At 62.0% G+C, this 16,971-nt stretch carries 15 protein-coding genes and 1 CRISPR repeat array (1 of these 16 running past the window's edge); of the genes, 4 read left to right on the top strand and 11 right to left on the bottom strand.

Features of this window, described 5'->3' with window-relative positions; all coding sequences use genetic code 11:
* Positions 1–2,380: direct repeats of the CRISPR family, unit length 29 nt; unit sequence CGGTTCATCCCCGCGCCTGCGGGGAACAC; it reaches 28 nt to the left of the window's first position.
* Between the two features lie 49 nt (positions 2,381–2,429).
* The 9 genes from cas2e to ACRY_RS00955 form a co-directional block, all read right to left on the bottom strand.
* Positions 2,430–2,756: a type I-E CRISPR-associated endoribonuclease Cas2e gene (gene cas2e, locus ACRY_RS18465; protein WP_081432824.1), complete on the bottom strand. Its 327-nt coding sequence runs from the start codon at positions 2,754–2,756 to the stop codon at positions 2,430–2,432.
* Positions 2,737–3,699 (bottom strand): type I-E CRISPR-associated endonuclease Cas1e, encoded by a 963-nt coding sequence (gene cas1e / locus ACRY_RS18460; RefSeq protein ID WP_007424557.1) that lies wholly within the window; start codon positions 3,697–3,699, stop codon positions 2,737–2,739. The genes cas2e and cas1e overlap by 20 nt, the downstream gene beginning before the upstream one ends.
* Entirely contained in the window at positions 3,692–4,369 is a 678-nt protein-coding gene (gene cas6e, locus ACRY_RS00985) for a type I-E CRISPR-associated protein Cas6/Cse3/CasE (RefSeq protein ID WP_011930721.1), read from the bottom strand. Before cas6e ends, cas1e begins: the two co-directional genes overlap by 8 nt.
* A 5-nt stretch (positions 4,370–4,374) precedes the next feature.
* Complete coding sequence (cas5e, locus tag ACRY_RS00980; protein WP_011930722.1) at positions 4,375–5,124, bottom strand: type I-E CRISPR-associated protein Cas5/CasD; 750 nt, start codon at positions 5,122–5,124, stop codon at positions 4,375–4,377.
* Between the two features lies 1 nt (position 5,125).
* Entirely contained in the window at positions 5,126–6,238 is a 1,113-nt protein-coding gene (cas7e, locus tag ACRY_RS00975; protein WP_011930723.1) for a type I-E CRISPR-associated protein Cas7/Cse4/CasC, read from the bottom strand.
* On the bottom strand, positions 6,238–6,777 hold the full coding sequence (gene casB / locus ACRY_RS00970; RefSeq protein ID WP_011930724.1) for a type I-E CRISPR-associated protein Cse2/CasB: 540 nt from the start codon (positions 6,775–6,777) through the stop codon (positions 6,238–6,240). Before casB ends, cas7e begins: the two co-directional genes overlap by 1 nt.
* On the bottom strand, positions 6,774–8,363 hold the full coding sequence (gene casA, locus ACRY_RS00965) for a type I-E CRISPR-associated protein Cse1/CasA (protein ID WP_011930725.1): 1,590 nt from the start codon (positions 8,361–8,363) through the stop codon (positions 6,774–6,776). Before casA ends, casB begins: the two co-directional genes overlap by 4 nt.
* A 290-nt stretch (positions 8,364–8,653) precedes the next feature.
* Positions 8,654–11,332, bottom strand: a complete 2,679-nt coding sequence (locus ACRY_RS00960) for a CRISPR-associated helicase/endonuclease Cas3 (RefSeq protein ID WP_011930726.1) — start codon at positions 11,330–11,332, stop codon at positions 8,654–8,656.
* 73 nt (positions 11,333–11,405) lie between these two features.
* Positions 11,406–11,729, bottom strand: a complete 324-nt coding sequence (locus ACRY_RS00955; RefSeq protein WP_043508875.1) for a hypothetical protein — start codon at positions 11,727–11,729, stop codon at positions 11,406–11,408.
* A gap of 171 nt (positions 11,730–11,900) precedes the next feature.
* Here ACRY_RS00955 and ACRY_RS00950 point away from each other — a divergent pair, with 171 nt between their 5' ends.
* Positions 11,901–12,170 carry a hypothetical protein gene (locus ACRY_RS00950; RefSeq protein ID WP_011930728.1) on the top strand — a complete coding sequence of 90 codons (270 nt, stop codon included), beginning with the start codon at positions 11,901–11,903 and terminating at the stop codon, positions 12,168–12,170.
* Positions 12,171–12,475: 305 nt separating this feature from the next.
* The gene (locus ACRY_RS20030) at positions 12,476–12,865 is read left to right on the top strand and encodes a hypothetical protein (RefSeq protein WP_011930729.1); all 390 of its coding nucleotides are present in this window, start codon (positions 12,476–12,478) and stop codon (positions 12,863–12,865) included.
* A gap of 384 nt (positions 12,866–13,249) precedes the next feature.
* Here ACRY_RS20030 and ACRY_RS00940 read toward each other — a convergent pair whose 3' ends face one another.
* A complete protein-coding gene (locus ACRY_RS00940; protein WP_011930730.1) occupies positions 13,250–14,302 on the bottom strand; it encodes an NAD(P)H-dependent flavin oxidoreductase in 1,053 nt (350 codons plus the stop codon).
* Positions 14,299–15,486 (bottom strand): YbfB/YjiJ family MFS transporter, encoded by a 1,188-nt coding sequence (locus ACRY_RS00935; protein ID WP_011930731.1) that lies wholly within the window; start codon positions 15,484–15,486, stop codon positions 14,299–14,301. Before ACRY_RS00935 ends, ACRY_RS00940 begins: the two co-directional genes overlap by 4 nt.
* Before the next feature lie 108 nt (positions 15,487–15,594).
* On the opposite strand from ACRY_RS00935, the gene ACRY_RS00930 reads away from it, so the two are divergent.
* Positions 15,595–16,461, top strand: a complete 867-nt coding sequence (locus ACRY_RS00930) for a LysR family transcriptional regulator (RefSeq protein WP_043508932.1) — start codon at positions 15,595–15,597, stop codon at positions 16,459–16,461.
* A gap of 232 nt (positions 16,462–16,693) precedes the next feature.
* Entirely contained in the window at positions 16,694–16,906 is a 213-nt protein-coding gene (locus ACRY_RS18450) for a hypothetical protein (RefSeq protein ID WP_081432823.1), read from the top strand.
* Positions 16,907–16,971 lie beyond the last annotated feature (65 nt).

Genomic DNA, 16,971 nt, shown 5'->3' with positions numbered 1-16,971 from the left:
CGAAGCTTACCAAGCCTATCGAAGCCCCCGCGTCGGTTCATCCCCGCGCCTGCGGGGAACGCCTCACCGCGCAGGCGACGGGCGTTGTCACGTTCGGTTCATCCCCGCGCCTGCGGGGAACACGAGCGGCTGAGGGCCGTGTCGCCGGTGTCAGGCGGTTCATCCCCGCGCCTGCGGGGAACACGGCGTGAATGCCGGCGCGGAAACGATGCCGGATGGTTCATCCCCGCGCCTGCGGGGAACACCCCGTGAGTGTGCCCGTCTCGCTCACCCAGGACGGTTCATCCCCGCGCCTGCGGGGAACACTGCCCGTCTCGCCGCACCCAATACAACGTAAACGGTTCATCCCCGCGCCTGCGGGGAACACTACCCACGTTGCCGCCGCGAGCGATACGCTGACGGTTCATCCCCGCGCCTGCGGGGACCACGCGGCCACGTTCGGCCCGGTGCAGAACCGCACCGGTTCATCCCCGCGCCTGCGGGGAACACACAACCTTGTGGCCCGGCGGCGCTCGAAGCGCCGGTTCATCCCCGCGCCTGCGGGGAACACTTTATCAGACGCTCGGCGATTACCTGACAATCCGGTTCATCCCCGCGCCTGCGGGGAACACGTCATTTCGCGATCTACGATCCAGACGAACGGCGGTTCATCCCCGCGCCTGCGGGGAACACGCTGCCTGGATTGTCAACCACGATCTGCACGACGGTTCATCCCCGCGCCTGCGGGGAACACCAGGGGCCGGCTTTCTTCCACAGCCCGGCGAGCGGTTCATCCCCGCGCCTGCGGGGAACACTGCACAAGCACTGTGCGCCCGCGAACCGGCGTCGGTTCATCCCCGCGCCTGCGGAGAACACCACAAAGGCGATTTCGCGAGCGTCCGGCGTCGCGGTTCATCCCCGCGCCTGCGGGGAACACCGATCGAGCCAGGTCAGTAATAGCGGGTCCGCCGGTTCATCCCCGCGCCTGCGGGGAACACTAGACGAGAAACAAGACGCAACCGTTGGCGCCCGGTTCATCCCCGCGCCTGCGGGGAACACAACATCGTTGGCGGTGTCGTTAGATCGACGATCGGTTCATCCCCGCGCCTGCGGGGAACACCCTGTCGCGCTCTCTTGCCTCCTCTGGTCTGTCGGTTCATCCCCGCGCCTGCGGGGAACACATTGCGAGCGTGCGCCGTCTGGCAACGATATCCGGTTCATCCCCGCGCCTGCGGGGAACACAATTCGGTGCATCGCCTCTCTGCTGCCTCTGCCGGTTCATCCCCGCGCCTGCGGGGAACACGTGCCCGTGGCATGCGAGCCCGTCCCTTCCGGCGGTTCATCCCCGCGCCTGCGGGGAACACTGGGCTCTGCGAATGACAAACCATCTTCCACCCGGTTCATCCCCGCGCCTGCGGGGAACACGCCCAAATCTCCGACGCCAGGTGCTTGCGCTCCGGTTCATCCCCGCGCCTGCGGGGAACACGCTTTTGCGGCGCGGGGGGACGCCGCGCTTTACGGTTCATCCCCGCGCCTGCGGGGAACACACAACAGTGACCGGGCTCCATCGATTTGACGGCGGTTCATCCCCGCGCCTGCGGGGAACACCACACGCCCACTTTCTGCGCGAGCATCGGCCACGGTTCATCCCCGCGCCTGCGGGGAACACTACTCCAGCCCCCGCCGGTAGCACGTATACCCCGGTTCATCCCCGCGCCTGCGGGGAACACATGGCGGAGCGAGCCGACTCCGGATTGCGACACGGTTCATCCCCGCGCCTGCGGGGAACACGAGCGTATAGAACGCGGCGAATTCCTCATTCGCGGTTCATCCCCGCGCCTGCGGGGAACACAACTGTTCAATCAATTCCGGCTGTTCAAAAAACGGTTCATCCCCGCGCCTGCGGGGAACACCTCTGTGCTAGTTTTTAGATAGACAAGGAGATCGGTTCATCCCCGCGCCTGCGGGGAACACACCTCGCGCTGCATGTCGATCAGGGCGCGAAGCGGTTCATCCCCGCGCCTGCGGGGAACACCGGACGACGGCCACTGGCGACAGATCAATGACCGGTTCATCCCCGCGCCTGCGGGGAACACCTGTTGCCCTTGCGCTTGCGCGCCTTGCGCATCGGTTCATCCCCGCGCCTGCGGGGAACACTTCCAGACTCGGCCCGTCACTTGCCACCACATCGGTTCATCCCCGCGCCTGCGGGGAACACATTCGTCAGCGCCTCCCAGAACGCCATTTTCGCGGTTCATCCCCGCGCCTGCGGGGAACACGCTTTCACCGCTGCGTAGTATTGCGCCGCCGCCGGTTCATCCCCGCGCCTGCGGGGAACACATCAATCCAGCGCTCCATATCCTCCCAGGCGGCGGTTCATCCCCGCGCCTGCGGGGAACACTCTTCCTGTAAAGATCTGATTTAACTAAAGAATTCACAATGTCAAAGAACTACCGACGGTGGCGGGGCTCGCCTGTGTGTAAGGGAGGAGCAGTTTCCGCCTCCTCCGTAAAGGCTACAAGGCAAAATCCATCGAGATCGACAGGCACTCGGCGGTTCTTACCACAGGTGTCGAATTCGAACCCAGCATCGCTTGGAGAAGTCCAGGCGATAATGCCATTGCCGTCACCAATGGCGCCACGGACCTGTTCCCAAAGCATCTCGCGAACCTTGCGCCCATAGTTTCCTACATAAACGCCTGCTCGAACTTCCAAAAGCCAGACACCTAGTCGGCCTCGCAAACGCGGCGGCGCGTTCTCAACCACGATGACCAGCATCACCCGTCGGTTCCGGTGGTGGTATAGCAACGGGCATCGCTTCTTCGGGCGCCTCTGGCACTGCCAAGCCGCCGGCTGCCAACACATCCTCGATAGCGGGAATGATGCGTGCGAGTACATTTGTGCGGCGGAACGCATCGCGGCAGCGCCGCCGGACCGCGCCGACAGGTTCTCCGATCGCCATCCCATCAATCTGTCCACGTCCAGATTGCACTGCCGCCACTACCTTGAATGCCTCCGGCACGACCGTTTCGAACTTGAAGAGATCCGCAATGTCATAAACAAAGCTTTGCGGCTTGCCACTATGTAAAAAGCCGATCGCCGGCGCATACCCGGCGGCCAGGATTGCCGCCTCCGAGATCCCGTATAGGGCAGCTGTCGCAGCAGATAGACAACGATTGACAAGATCAGCACCACCCCAGTTCTGGGGGTCGTAACGCCGCCCGGCCCAGGAGACGCCATGGCGCTGGGCCATCAGCTTATAGAGCTCCCGCACGCGGACGCCCTCAATGCCGCGCAGTTGATCGACAGAGCGGCGTTGAGGCGGCTCCTCCTGAAAACGGATAGAATACATTCTTCGTACGACACGGAGACGAGCCTCATCATCGAGCGCAAGTCGTGCCTGATAGAGTAGCCGGTCGGACCGCGCACCACCCGGCTGGCCGGCAGCGTAGAGGCGCACACCAGCCTCTCCAACCCAGATGAGTAATGTGCCCGCTCGTGCAGCTAGGCAAACAGCGGCATGGCTTACACGTGTGCCTGGCTCCAGCATCAGGCATGTAATGCCGCCGACCGGAATTACGGTCCGAATGCCACGCTGGTCGACGACAACAAAGCTCCCATCGATTACGTCAAGCTGTCCGCGCTCGAGAAACAGGATAGATGAGCGTTCACGAATTGGAATGGGTCGCGGCGGCGGCAGACCCGGCGCCTGATCAGACACGGCGGATCAGCATGAGGCCACAGCCAAAGGCCCGCGCCCGCCCGAAGCCATGGCCAATGGCAGCGATGAAGCGCGCTGGATCGGTGACGCTTAAAACTCCCGCGAAATCAATCTGGCTGAAGGTCAGAGGCTTCTCACCCCTTCCACGCAACACCCGGATTGCCTCGTAGCCATCGCAGGCCGGCTGGCCTTCGATTACGAAACCGTGACGTTCACCCTGGCGGACAAGCCAGGCCGCTCCGGCCTCGGTGACCAGACCCAGGCGATGAGATGCACGCTCGCCCTTAGGATGATGACGAAGGACATCCATCACGACGTCATGACGCTTGCCCCGGCCGGAGCCGGGCTCTCCCCGGCTTACAACCGCGTTCGCACGCAGGGAAAAGCCAAGCCTGTCGCCGGCCGACAACGCCGGTGTGAATTCCTTGCTCTCGACCGTGCAGAGCCCGCCCCCGTCGCCTGGCCGGTCGGGCGAGAGGATAAGAAAATGGCCCGGACGCTCTTCACGCCACAGGAAGTCGCGCTTCCGATCCGCGTCTCCGGCAAAAAGTGACCAGACGAGATGATGCGTCGCCGCAACCCGGGCCGAGCCGTCTTCAGGCACCAGAACCGAAGCGAGGGCCGCGACCGCCTTCTGATCGTGGTTCAAGCGCGCCTTTGACAGCCACATCGTACTCATGACCGGTTCTCCGTTGGAGAAAATGCCTCGATGACCTCTGTGCGCAGGCCGAATTGCCATAGGGTGCGCGAGATCGGGGCATCCCGCCGCTCTTCGCTGCGGAGCAGGTTGTTCGCCCCCTCGTCTCCCACCCATCGGTCGCGCGCCACGAACAGATCCTGGATCGTGCCGGCGAGCGATGGACGGAATTCAGCCTCGGGGCCACTGGCCCATCGCCTGTCCAGGGCCGATGCCGGGCTGTCGGCATCGATGATCTGCGGCGCGAGGGGGAGGCCGAGCGGGCATGCGCGTCGCCCGAGGTAGGGTGTGAAGGCTGGCTGCTTCATCGCGTCGGCTAGATCCTCAAGCGCCCAGCGGGGATCCACCACTGACCGTACCCAGAGTGCTGCAAGATGCCAGGCGCTCACACGGTAGTCACGCCGTGTGAGAATCGTGTCGACGGTATTCGAGTTAAGCTCCTCAGCCCGCGTGCGGAACGTCTGACCACGGGCTGGGCGGCCGACCTGGAGCGTGTGAAAATCGGCAAGCGGGCCCCCTGACGTGCCGCAGAGCAAGGCAAAGCCAAAGTCACGCTCGAGGGCAGCTTGCTCTTCCGCATCTTCCCGCTCAATGCCCAAACATGCTCCCACGAGACCGAGCACGGCCGATCGTGCGGGGCGCGACCAGCTCTCGCGCCGCTCCCCCACGGCAATAGCGCCAAAGGAGGCGATGGGGGCGAACAGGGTGAACGTGAGGAAGCGCTTCACCTCACACTCCTTCGCGGGCGAAGACAATGATGTCAGCCAGAGAGCCCTCGCCACCAACACGCATGACCTTTGTCGCATCGGCCGTCGGCCCGTAAGCCTTGTCGATCGCTTCCCGGAATTCCTCGAGCCGGCCAATCGACGCGTCCATGATATCGCCCCCTTCGACGGGTTTGGCGAAGGCACCCGCAAGAGTTCGCGGCTGCGCCTTTCCGCGCTCGGCGAGGATGTATCCGGCCCGCCCGTGGGCGGCGAAGCTGTTCTGCTTGCCGCTCGGTGCGGTGGTGGCTGCCGCCTCGACAAGAGCAGCAATGGCGGTGGCAGCCAGGTCTCGTGCCTGATCACCGCCGCCCAAGTTCCGGATCAGGAGGTCGATATTGATCGACATGTACGTGTAGAAGACTCCACTGCCGAAGCCGGTCTCTCCGATGAACCCAGCGCCGGCGTCCTCGGACGGTCGCTTCAGATCATCGACAGCCGTGTAGTAGTCGTCGTCCACGCTGATGCGATGGGTGGTGATGGCATGTGCCACCTGTGCGGCGGCTTCACGGTTGAAGGCCGGCTTGTCGGCCAGCATGCGGCCGAAAAGGGCAATATCGGCTGCGGTATCGCTTTCGCGGAGCAGCAGGATTTCGGGCGCTTCCACCTCTTCCTCGCCCTCGGTCTTATTCGCCTTGCCCCTCTTGCCCTTGGCCTTTTCGGGAAGAGGAAGCTCACCGGCAGCATATCGCCGGGCCAGGTCGAAGGCAGCCTTGCGCTCATCGGGCGAAATAAACGCAAGCTGCTGGATGCGCGCCGGCGTTTCGTCCTCGTTCAGCTTGCCGAACTGGCCGGCAACGGCGCGGGCGACGGCGAGCGCCTGAACCTCGGAAACCCCCTCGGCCTGCAGGGTTTTGAGAATCTCCTCCCCGAGGCGCTGCGTGCGCTCTCCCATGTATCCTTTGAGGGCCTCGGAGAATATCGTGGACGTGCGCCAGGCGCGCTTGAGCGCCTGGGAGGACAGGCGAAGGCGCATTGCCCCGCCGACCATGGCGGTTTTCGGGCGCCCAGTGTCATCGCGGTTCATGTTCGAAGGCGGGAAGAAGGTCAGGAGATGGACCTGCAAAAACTGGGTCATCACACGGGCTCCTCGGGGGTATCGGTTGTAGGGGTGGAGGCGATTTCGCTTGCGTTCCAGTAATCGAACACCCAGCGGCGGCGGCGGGTTTCCGACCAGTCCAGCAGGGCGTCAGCCAGGTCACGAACAGGAAGGGACCCGCGTGCTATGGCAACCATCCGGCGAAAGGCGATCAGCTGCTCTTCCGGTTCGTCTACAGCCAGCAGGCGCTTGAAGCGAAGCGGCGAGAGGATGGCCGTTGAAACGTCGTCTGTCTTTTGCGGCCCAAGAACGCGCGCGACCGACCGGGGGGCATTGGGGCCGTCGGGCTCCTTGCTCACGCGGGCCAGTATGGCCGCGGCGAGTGCCACACGGGGAAGATCTTCAGCCGATGTCGCCCCGACGCGGCGGAAGAGCGCGATAGATGCTTCTTCCGTGATTGCTTCGCTGATGGTCGACGCGCGGCGAAGCTTGGCGACCGCAGCACGGTCACCGGGGTAGCCTGCCCGCGGAACGAGATCCCGCCACCAGTCATGGGCGGCCGATCGATAACGGATCATGAAGCCTTTCCTTTCGACTTTTTTTCCTGGGCTGGCAGGGGCATTTCCAGGATCTGGAAAAAGGACTGGCCGTCTTTGCCGTAGCCACTAAGGCCGAGCCCGAGGAAAAAGCGCGCTCTGACCTGCCGAACATTGTTCCTGTCCAGTGGATCAATCGGCACGGTGTCGTCGAAGATGCGCAGCGCGAGACCTCTAAGGCGCGCCTGCCATGCGACCCGTTCTGGCGCCGTATCGTCAAGGCTCATCGCGCGGTGCAAAGCACTGAAGAACGCGCTCTCCGTCTCCAGCCAAACGCGGTCCCCCAGAAGCGCGATCCCATGAGCCGTGGCTTTGACCTTCGCGCCTGGATGATACAGTGCCTGTTGCACAGCCTTGCGGAGCTGGTAGCTGGCCCGCTCGCTGGCACGGACAAGCGATGTGGCTAATGCGTCCAGACGTTCCTGCACCTCCTTCGAGCTCGCCAGGACCAGCGGGACCTCGGTCTCCATGAAGCCTCGCGCCTTCATGTTGTCCGTGTCATAGCCGCCAGCGATAAGGCGGGCACCTTTGGCTTCTTCCGTGCCGCGGTAGCGGTCATTCCGCCAGGTAGAGACGATGGGTGCCGGCCGGCGCAGGCCGTCCGGGCTGCGGAGAACGAGACCAATCCAGTTTCGGTAACCGACTCCACCAGGGTTAGGGTGGACCGATAAAATCTCTTCTCCAGCCTTGTTCTGATAGGTTGGTGTGAGGGGATGTCTCGTTCCCCACCCGACATACTGTGGCCCGTGGGGGCGCTGCCGCCATCCGGTGACAACGCTCGAGTCCAAAGCACCTGTCAGGTCGCAAGGGGCAGGTGAAGGCAGCTGAACGAAGCTGAGCCTGATACGCCGCGGCATACCCCACCAGACTTGCAGGGGGTGGGCGACATCATCTGGCGTTACGACCTCATCGTTCACGGATGTGATCGTTGGCGAGAGCCAAGGAAAGATACGAGGAAAGTCTACCGGCTCGGGCTTTCGTCCGAGCGGCACATTGGCCCAGATGTGGTGCCAGAGAGATCGATGCCGGCCTGGCGCCACCATGGTGACCATCGGTCCCCCTCCCCGCAAGCCTGTACGGTTGCCCCTCCCGCCGGAGGGCGACCATGATTGCAGCGTGTAAAGGGAGATTGCTGCCGCCGGCCTGCCCATCCGCTTGGTGCGTCCCGGATGAACGAGGGGACCGGAATTACCGGCCACCTCGATTAGCAGATTTTCCACGGGCTCTTCATCAGCGTCGAGATCCGCAAGATCTTGCATGAAGCGGGGCCCAGGGCCGTCGAAGCTGAATGCATGGGACAATGGCGCTAAGGCACCGTCCAACTTTTCAGGCGAAGGAGGAGCTTCCCAGGCGTCGAGCCAATCATCCTCATCTGCCGGAGGGCAGGCCGTGGCGATTAGGCCAGCCAGCAATTCCATCGTGGCGAGACGAAAATCGGCGCGCGGCCAGTCGACGGCAATGACTGGGTTCGCGGAAATATCCTCCGTGATGCCCCGAGGGGCGATGACACTTTTCGTCCCGTCCTGACGGACAATGGGGAGCCATGGATTAGTCAAGAGGTTAAACATGAAAGCTTAGACCTCGCGTTTTATTATGTACAAAAGCAAGAATGTATTTCACGGCCACAGGATCACGTCACTGAATATGCCGCGCTATCCGGTATCTCCGTCTCATTCGGTCGCTACGAAAAATAGCTTTTAATGTCGTCTTACACGGCTCGGCCGCTTCGACACAACGGAAATGAAAGATCTTCACACTTTCGTGGTGGTCGAGCAGAAGTTGGCTTTCGCCAACAAAGCCGCCCCGCGCTTGCAGGGAACATTTCTGTGCGAAGACCAATGACAGGTCTTCACGCGGGTCATCCCGCGGATGCGGGAAGCAGTCTCAGGCCATCAACAGCATCGTAGATTGCCGAAACGGGATGGCCATCCGGCTTTTCGCCCTTCAGCATAAGCTGGCCCTCCTGCTTCGTCACCTCGAGAATGGCGAGCAGCATGTGGGGGCTCTCGCGTTCCCAGCGCCCCCATTGGCTCCGCGCCTCGTTCGCCGCTTCGGAATATCCCGCCGGTGGTGGGCAGGCTGCTATCCGATACCGCTGGACCCTCACTTCGGATAACGTCCACGCCTGCCGCAAGTCTCCCGCAAGCCCAGCATAGGGCACCACCTTTCCATCCTTGACGCGAGCCAGGCGAAGCGTTGCCTGCTCGCGCTCCTCAAGTCGGGTCGGTGTCCGGGTTTCCCTGTCCCAGGCACCGGATTGGAGCGTATACCCCTCGTCGAAATCCAGCACGGCGCCGGCCGCAAACGCACGGTGGCTCAGATGCTTTGCCCATGCTCCGTCCGCCGCCATCTTGAGGCCCGGAGGCGTATCCGCCACGTTATCCGCCGCCTCGATCAGGGGGCGCATATCACCGGGTGTGACGAGGTCGGATTTGGCGAATAGCGCCCGGGCGCCGCGCCAGAGCAGCGCCGGATTTCGGTAGACGTTGTTGGTCCGCGGCAGCAGCGGATCAAGCCAGCCCGCGTCGGCATCCATTGATGGCTCAGGCGAGAGGACAACCATTTCAGGGCGGCCGACGACGCGCGTCCCGCGATTGTGGCGCCAAAGCCGCCCAGCTCTCTGGATGAGGCTGTCCACCGGTGCCAGGTCCGTCACCAGCAGGTCGAAATCCAGATCCAGGGACTGCTCGACGACCTGGGTGGCGATCAGGACGCCGGCGCGCGCTTGCCCGACACTCTCCTTGCCGAACCGGCGCAATACCTCCAGCTCTATCGACTGCCGGTCGCAGTGAGCAAAACGGGCGTGAAAGACGATCGGATCAATGTTCTGCATGCGCACCGCCGCGGCGGCTTCGAGCGCATCATCAACGCTGTTTCGGATCCACACTACGGCAGCGCCTAGCCTTGCGGCGTCCACAACCCGGGAAAGGGCCTCCGCCTCGGTGCCTACCCGCGTAATGGTGACTGAACGGGGGAGGCCCGCCCGGACGCCCAGCGAATACTCGGTATGGGCTTCAGACCCCACCATGGTGGCGAGCGGGTAGTGCATCGATGTAACCTGGCGAGGGGCTTCCTGGCCGGCGCCACGGCGGAACGCGTCAGTCAGCGATTGCCGCATCCTCAGCGGGAGAGTGGCGGAAAGCAGTATCGCCGACCCACCCAGTGCGGCATGAAACTCGAGCAGCGCCTGCAATTCGCGATCCATATAGGAATCGAATGCATGTACCTCGTCCACGACAAGAACCTTGCCCTGCAAGCCATGCAGCCGGAGCGGCGCGTGGCGTACGGGCAAGACGGCGAGGAGAGCCTGATCGATGGTGCCTATGCCGACATCGGCAAAGAGGGAACGCCTCCGATCTTCCGCGAGCCAGGCTGCGCACTCCGCCTCTGACGGAATCGCCTCCCCCTCCCGTGGCTCTGAAGCCGAGGAGGGGGAGGCTGATATCAGCGCACGGAAACGAGGATCCAGACCGGCCTTCCCGTGCGTCAGTGCGATCGATGGCCGCGAGCCCTTTTCAAACAGGCGCAGGTAGGTGTCGGTCAGCCTCTGGAACATGGAATTGGCGGTCGCCATGCTCGGCAGGGCAAAGAAGATACCCTTTGCCTCTCCCGATGCCATTATACGGCTGGCAAGCGTAAGGGCCGCCTCGGTTTTCCCGCTGCCGGTCAGGTCTTCGATGATTGCGAGCACTGCCCCCTCCGGCAGCGGCACTGTCTCGGCCCATGATTGTGCCGGAGACGGTGTGTCGACCTTCGGGAACAGTGCGGAGAAGCCAGTGAAAGTGCGCGCCTTGGAGGGGGTCAGTCCGGCGTCCGCACCAGCTTGGGCGGCGCGCGGCAGCGCTACTTCTCGGAAATAATCGTGCGGATCGAGATCGCTGTGGGTCCCATCGCGCGGGAACCAGATTTCGTTTGAGCCAATCCAATCGGCGAGAGTGAGGAAGCCGGCAATTTGCCATTGCATCCGTGCACTGGCCCGCCGGCTTTGAGGTGGTGGCAAGGGAGACGGCTGGAAAAGATCGAGCATCGCCTGAACGAACTCCCGGGCGGCGTCCAGGCATTGGCGGCAAACCGCGGGCTCCAGGTGGTCAGGCACATCGATGGGACGCCCATGATGCCCGGCAATCGTTCGAATGAGACCAGATCGCTTGCTGGGGTGCCACCCGCTCCCTCGCCGACCAAGTGGGAATACCGGGTCAAGCAAACCTTCGTCCGCGAACACCTCAAGGAGTGCCGCAGTCAGTGCATCGTGTCGCGGGCCCGCAACACGACCGGGCCATGGCCCCAGAACCCGGCTCGGCCAAAGATCGGATTCCTGAGCCTGGAACGGGCGGGAGAATTTGCCGATATCGTGGAGCGACAGCAGGAAGTAAACCGTGCGCTTATCGAATTCCTTTAATGGCATTGGCAGGTGTGAACCTGCCGCAGCAACATCAAGTGAGTGCGCCACAATCGGATAAGCAAATAACTTATCCTCACGAGTGTATGATTTGCCCCAAAATGCCAATACATTTTGCCAACTATTAGGCAGTAACACTGTTTCATTTACCCAAGAGTATAAATCACTATTCCATAATAGCTAATATTCTGCTTGGGCTCCAGCGTCATTCTCACCTTTCTCGCCCACCCAACGCCAGCACCCTCTGTGGCGCCGGCCGCGCCTGAACCTGGGGACGCGGGGCGGCCGGCACGACCGGCTCAGGCGCGGCCCGCTTCGAGAAGCTCGACGGTGGAGGTGGCGTCGGAGCGGATGCAAGCCGGCGCCGGGCTTCGAGCGCGGCGTACTCATGCTTCAGCGCCGCCGCGATCACCTCGGCATACGTCGACAGGCCCAGCCGGCATCGCAGATCGTCCAGCTTCCTCAGCGTCGCGATCGAGGTGTCGACCTGCAATCGAATATTCGGAATATCGTCGGTCTGGATGGATTTTTGCATCGAGTGTCCCGCGAAGATCGCTGGTCCGGCATATCGCGCCGGAGGCGAGTAAATCAATAATTTTCACGGCGTGCGTCCGCTCTTGACGCAGAATTTTGTTGAAAATCGAATTTCTTCTTCTAGCTCCGTTCACCGCATTAATTCGTCATTTTTTGTCTCGAAATCACAAATATGTCTGATGAACGACCGCCCCTTTCGCCCACCGAAAAAATTCGCGACCAGCTCAGGGAGGCGCTCGCCGCTGTCAACGGGCTCGAGCTGGAGCACAGCTTTGGGAAGCTGCTCGATGCGCTGCATGAGGCCGCGGTCAACGGCGTTCAGCTGACCGAGGCGCATAACCAGATCATCGGGCTGATCAGGCGGCGGGTCGAGACAACGTGGCCCGAGACCGTGTTTGGCTATCGCGGTGAACTTGAGGCCCCGCCGGATGACGAAGTCTGATGAGCCCGGGCGCTGGCCGCGTTGCTTACGCGCCCACCCGCTAGAGTCACAGGGTGATGACGCGCCCGACTGCGCAATGAACGGCTGAAGGAGGATCCGAGATGGCATACTGGCGACAGCCAAAGGAGTGGGCGGCGCGGATCGTTGAGGTCACGCTCGATGACCTGGCGCGTTACAGCATCCGCCCGCTCACACCGGCATCCTGGGCCCAGCACGGCGAGCACCTGGAGGCGTAGTGAAGGGCTCGGTCTGGCGGATGTTCAGAGGCAAGCCGCGCCGGCGCGGCCACGACATCTGGAGGTCGGATGGCCGATATATGGCCGTCGGTGAGCACAAGCGGGACATCGTGGGTCCGTGGCCGGAGGAGAGCGACGAGCCTGGTATGTCGCCGGGCTGATGCCGGATGCCTGATCCTGTATGCACAAGATCTCCTTGGGCGAGGCCGTGCAGAGTGGTATTTTGTCGAAATGCGTCATCGACACCTCATTCACGAGGAATACACACTGGCGGCGATCGACGACATCATTTCGCGCGGCCGATGGAATGACTGGTCAGAGCTAAGAGACGCGGCGAGAGCCGATCCAAAGGTGCTGGAGCGAATCACTCGTGTCTGCATGGCAAATGTCGGCGACCCATACGCGCAGCGTTATTTTTTCTGGATGAATTATGCCCAAGAGCACCGCTCAGCTGCCTGAATGGGAGCGGGTGCTCTCATCCGCGGCACGATCTCAAGCAGATCACGTTATCACAGATCTCAGGGATCGGTTCGATGCGGTCCTGGAGCAGCTGGAGTCGGTCGCAGGTTAGCAAACAGCGCGCGTCAAACGCCCTGTCCTCATCCTCGGGAGCCCCGACGGTATCGAGACCGGCGTCCGTCAGCTGATCAGGACCGCACCGCTCGAAACGCGCGACTTGTCGTACCTCGGACATTCAATACGCGTGCCGTCAGAAGCAGAGATATTGCGGATCAAGGGGGGGGAGCTCATGGTGTCGAGAGTTCGAACAGGACACCAGAGCTGGCCTGAGTGCCGGCTTCCCCTGCGCCGAGATTGGTCGCCTGCCATTCTCCTTCCGGCCCGTCATGCCAACTGCATCTCGGCGATCAGCTCAGCCATCAATTTTTCCGCTGGAAGGGCGCGGGCACGTGGCGCACCTTGGCCGGCCCAATATGCGCCATAGCCGGACTCACCTGCCGCCTTCGCCACCGCGTGAAGCGCCTTTCCGGCAGAATAGGTAATCGGATAGTCAGGAATCTCGCTGGCTGGAATATCAGAACCCAGCGACGTGAGGCGATTCTCCAAACATCGCGCCGGGCGGCCGGAAATGGCACGAATCATCACTGTATGCTCTGCGGCTTCACTGAATAGCATCGCACGATAGCCTGCATCAGCGGCGGATTCCTGGGCGGCGATGAACGCTGTGCCAAGCTGCGCCGCAGCCGCACCCAGGCGCAGTGCTGCGGCAATGCCGGCACCATCCATAATTCCACCCGCGGCGATGATGGGAATATTCAGCGTCTTCACCAATTGCCGCACAAGTACGAAGATACCGAGTTGTTCGTCCTCCTCGTCAGGATCAAACATGCCGCGATGCCCACCCGCCTCATAACCCTGGGCGACGATAGCGTGAACGCCCGCAGCTGCCGCAAGCCTTGCCTCTCGCCCGTTTGTCGCAGTGCTGAACAGGATTATGCCTGCGTCGCGGAGCGCTTTGATCCACCCAGCATCCGGCAAGCCGAAATGAAAACTGACCACATTAGGTTTCATCTCCAGCAGAACGTCCAACATAGCGCGGTCGAGGAGAAAACTCTTGTAGGGTTCGTGGATCTCAGCAGGGGGTGCCGCGCCGAAGCGGGCAAATTCAGGGCGCAGTCGCTCCAGCCACGCCTGTTCGCGAACCGCTTCCCTCCGCGCAGGTCGATGGCAGAATACATTGACGTTGAATGGCTTTTCCGTGCGTTCGCGGATTGCGGCGATCGCGGTGCGTGCATCCTGCGCCGTCATCGCGCCAACACCGATGGAGCCCATCCCGCCGACGTTGGAAACAGCAGCTGCCAAGTCTGGAGTCGAGGTTCCTGCCATTGGCGCCTGGATGATTGGCCATTCAATTCCAAGTAGTTCATGAATGTTCATTGTATCTTGCCCCCTGCGAGCACATCGATAGCGAAAGCCAGCAACATGGCAACGGCGCCGATGATGAAAAGCTGCCGGTAGTCACCCGTCTGCGCGAAGATATACGAGAGGCCATAGGCCGCCGCTGCCTGAAATGTGGCAAAGCTCACAGTAGCTTTGCTCCAAGCGGCATTTTGCCCGGCCGGATGATGAGCGAGCAGTTCATGCACGCGCCCCAGCACCAGCGGCACGATACCCGGCGTGAACGCGCCAACGACGGCGCTGGAAAGCATTAGCCAAGCCGCCCCTCCACCTAGGGCTGGCAGTAGTACGGCGGCGGCTTCCACGAGATAAGATACCCGCAGAAAGCGCGCAAACCCCAGCCGATCAGCCAAGTGCCCGCTGAGGATCGGCCCGACCACGGCACCCAGGCCGAAAAGCACCCAGTATTCCGCTCCTGTGCGTATGCCATTCCCCAACCCGCGCGCAACGAAATCTACCAAGAACAGCATATGCGGCACCAACCCAACGGCGTTGAGCGCGTATTCGACGTAGAGCGCCCGCAAGGCAACGGTGCCGGGGATTTTATGAGGCTTGCTTCGCGGCACTATTTCCTCAGCTGGCCAACCGACCCAGGAAGCCAGCGTCAGCAACAGGGAGATAGCACCAAGCCCTACCCAGCTCCGTTGCAGCCCTTGGTTCAATAGTAACGGCACGAACGTGCCGGACGCAGCGATTCCCACTCCAACACCCATGAAGATAACACCGCCGGCAAGGCCGCGACGGGACGATGGCAAATGCGGCAATACGGTGGGCGCTGCCAGAACCATCAGCACACCACCTGCAAGACCTGCGCAAAAGCGCCAGACGAAGAACCACGAAAAGCCCAGCGGATAGGCACAGGCGAAGAAGGATGATGTCGCCAGAAACATCATGGTTCTAAGTGCCGAGGGGGCGGTCATTCGCGTCGCAAGTGGCCGCCCGGCCAGCGCCCCCGCCAGATAGCCAGCGAGATTGGCTGCTCCTAGGTATGCCGCGGCTGAAGGCTGGAACCAGTGTGCCCCGATAATGGCGGGTAGCAAGGGCGTATAAGCGAACCGCGCCATGCCAATACCTACGAGGCTCGCGCAGAAACCCGAGAAAATTCCCATCCAGGCCCGGCCTGTCTGGCTTCCGGTCTGATTTCTGACACCTGATACGTCCATAACTCATCCCCTGCGCGTCAAACAGCGGTGAGGTAGTCCGTAATAGTGATCGTGAAAAACGAATTTATAAGATAGAGGAGATCGTATTATATGATATGGGAGGTTGCTGTGGACGCATCCGATCTCAAAATGTTCGAAGCCGTCGCCCGACTGGGCAGCATGAAACGGGCTGCCGCAGAGCTAAATACCGTGCAGTCCAACGTGACGGCCAGGATCAAAGCGCTGGAGAATGATCTCGGCATCTCCTTGTTCCAGCGCCACGCACGCGGTGTCACGATTACCGGGCCAGGCCAGCGAATGCTGCCCTTCGCCGGACAGATAACAAAGTTACTGGCCGATGCCCGGGCGGCTGCGAAGGATGACGGCACGCCAAACGGTCCGCTAAAAATTGGCAGCCTCGAGACGACGACGGCCATGCGCCTCGCCCCGCTGCTCAGCAACTTCACCCTTGCCTACCCCGAAGTCCAGTTGGTCGTGACCACGGGCACGACCGCACAGCTGGTGACGGAGTTGCTCGAATACAGGTTGGATGGCGCTTTCGTTGCAGGGCCGGTGGAGCACCCGGATTTGGACCGGCAGGTAGTTTTCATTGAGGAATTGGTCCTCGTTACCTCGCCCTCCGTCACTGACCCCTCGTCGCTGACGAAGTGTGGCACTTTGCGGACAATCGTTTTCCAATATGGCTGTTCCTATCGACAGAAACTGGAAGCGGTTTTGTCGGGTATGGGGATCGCCAATGCCAGACCACTTGAGCTTGGTTCGCTCGACGCCATGATCGCCTGTGTCTCGGCCGGAGTTGGAGTGACGCTATTGCCCCGGAGGGTCGTTGCCCATGCGGCGAGCGAGGGCAATGTCTCGGCGCATGCATTGCCGCAAATACACGCAAATGTGGAAACGCTCTTCATTCGGCGGAAGGATACCTATGTCTCCAGCGCCATGAGGGCGTTCCTCGAATTATGCGACACTCAGACATAGCTGATCGTCGCCCTAACTGGCTTTCGGCGGACCAGCCCCCCGAGTCGCATGCTATCCGCCATCCCAGGCCGGCCATCTGCGCCGACCGCGACTCGGGAGCGCAAAGAAAAATTTCCGGGAAAAGCGTTTCGAATCAGCCGCTAAGTGCGACTCGGGCGCAAGAATCTGTGGACTCGCTCCGGGAATCTCTGAATGGTGACTGACTAGCCATAGAGATGGTGGAGTGAACAGGATGCCGAACACACGTATTGCCGGCGATGATGCGAGCGCACGCTACAGGCGCAGGCAACGCGCGCGCGGCGCTACAGGTGTGCTCGTCCACCTGCCGAACGAGACGATCAGCCTGATCGACGCCATCAAGGAGCGCAAAGGTCTGCGTAGCCGCGGCCAGGCGCTCCAACTGCTCATCGAGGAATGGAGGGGCGCCCCACCCAGAACCGCCTAGACACGCAAAAGCCCGCCTTGCCGGGCGGGCTTTCACTGATTTCGCTACGGGCTTCAAGAGCCGTT

The organism is Acidiphilium cryptum JF-5 (assembly GCF_000016725.1).
GTDB lineage: Bacteria > Pseudomonadota > Alphaproteobacteria > Acetobacterales > Acetobacteraceae > Acidiphilium > Acidiphilium multivorum.
This window is presented reverse-complemented; position numbering and strand designations above follow the sequence as displayed.

Bases quoted from the DNA above. Each gene is read 5' to 3' on its own strand.
- ACRY_RS00935 (WP_011930731.1), bottom strand. From the start codon at position 15,486: ATGGACGTATCAGGTGTCAGAAATCAGACCGGAAGCCAGACAGGCCGG.
- ACRY_RS00940 (WP_011930730.1), bottom strand. From the start codon at position 14,302: ATGAACATTCATGAACTACTTGGAATTGAATGGCCAATCATCCAGGCG.
- ACRY_RS00950 (WP_011930728.1), top strand. From the start codon at position 11,901: ATGTCTGATGAACGACCGCCCCTTTCGCCCACCGAAAAAATTCGCGAC.
- cas2e (WP_081432824.1), bottom strand. From the start codon at position 2,756: ATGCTGGTCATCGTGGTTGAGAACGCGCCGCCGCGTTTGCGAGGCCGA.
- ACRY_RS18450 (WP_081432823.1), top strand. From the start codon at position 16,694: ATGCCGAACACACGTATTGCCGGCGATGATGCGAGCGCACGCTACAGG.
- casB (WP_011930724.1), bottom strand. From the start codon at position 6,777: ATGATCCGTTATCGATCGGCCGCCCATGACTGGTGGCGGGATCTCGTT.
- casA (WP_011930725.1), bottom strand. From the start codon at position 8,363: ATGTTTAACCTCTTGACTAATCCATGGCTCCCCATTGTCCGTCAGGAC.
- cas6e (WP_011930721.1), bottom strand. From the start codon at position 4,369: ATGTGGCTGTCAAAGGCGCGCTTGAACCACGATCAGAAGGCGGTCGCG.
- cas7e (WP_011930723.1), bottom strand. From the start codon at position 6,238: ATGACCCAGTTTTTGCAGGTCCATCTCCTGACCTTCTTCCCGCCTTCG.
- ACRY_RS20030 (WP_011930729.1), top strand. From the start codon at position 12,476: ATGGCCGATATATGGCCGTCGGTGAGCACAAGCGGGACATCGTGGGTC.
- ACRY_RS00955 (WP_043508875.1), bottom strand. From the start codon at position 11,729: ATGCAAAAATCCATCCAGACCGACGATATTCCGAATATTCGATTGCAG.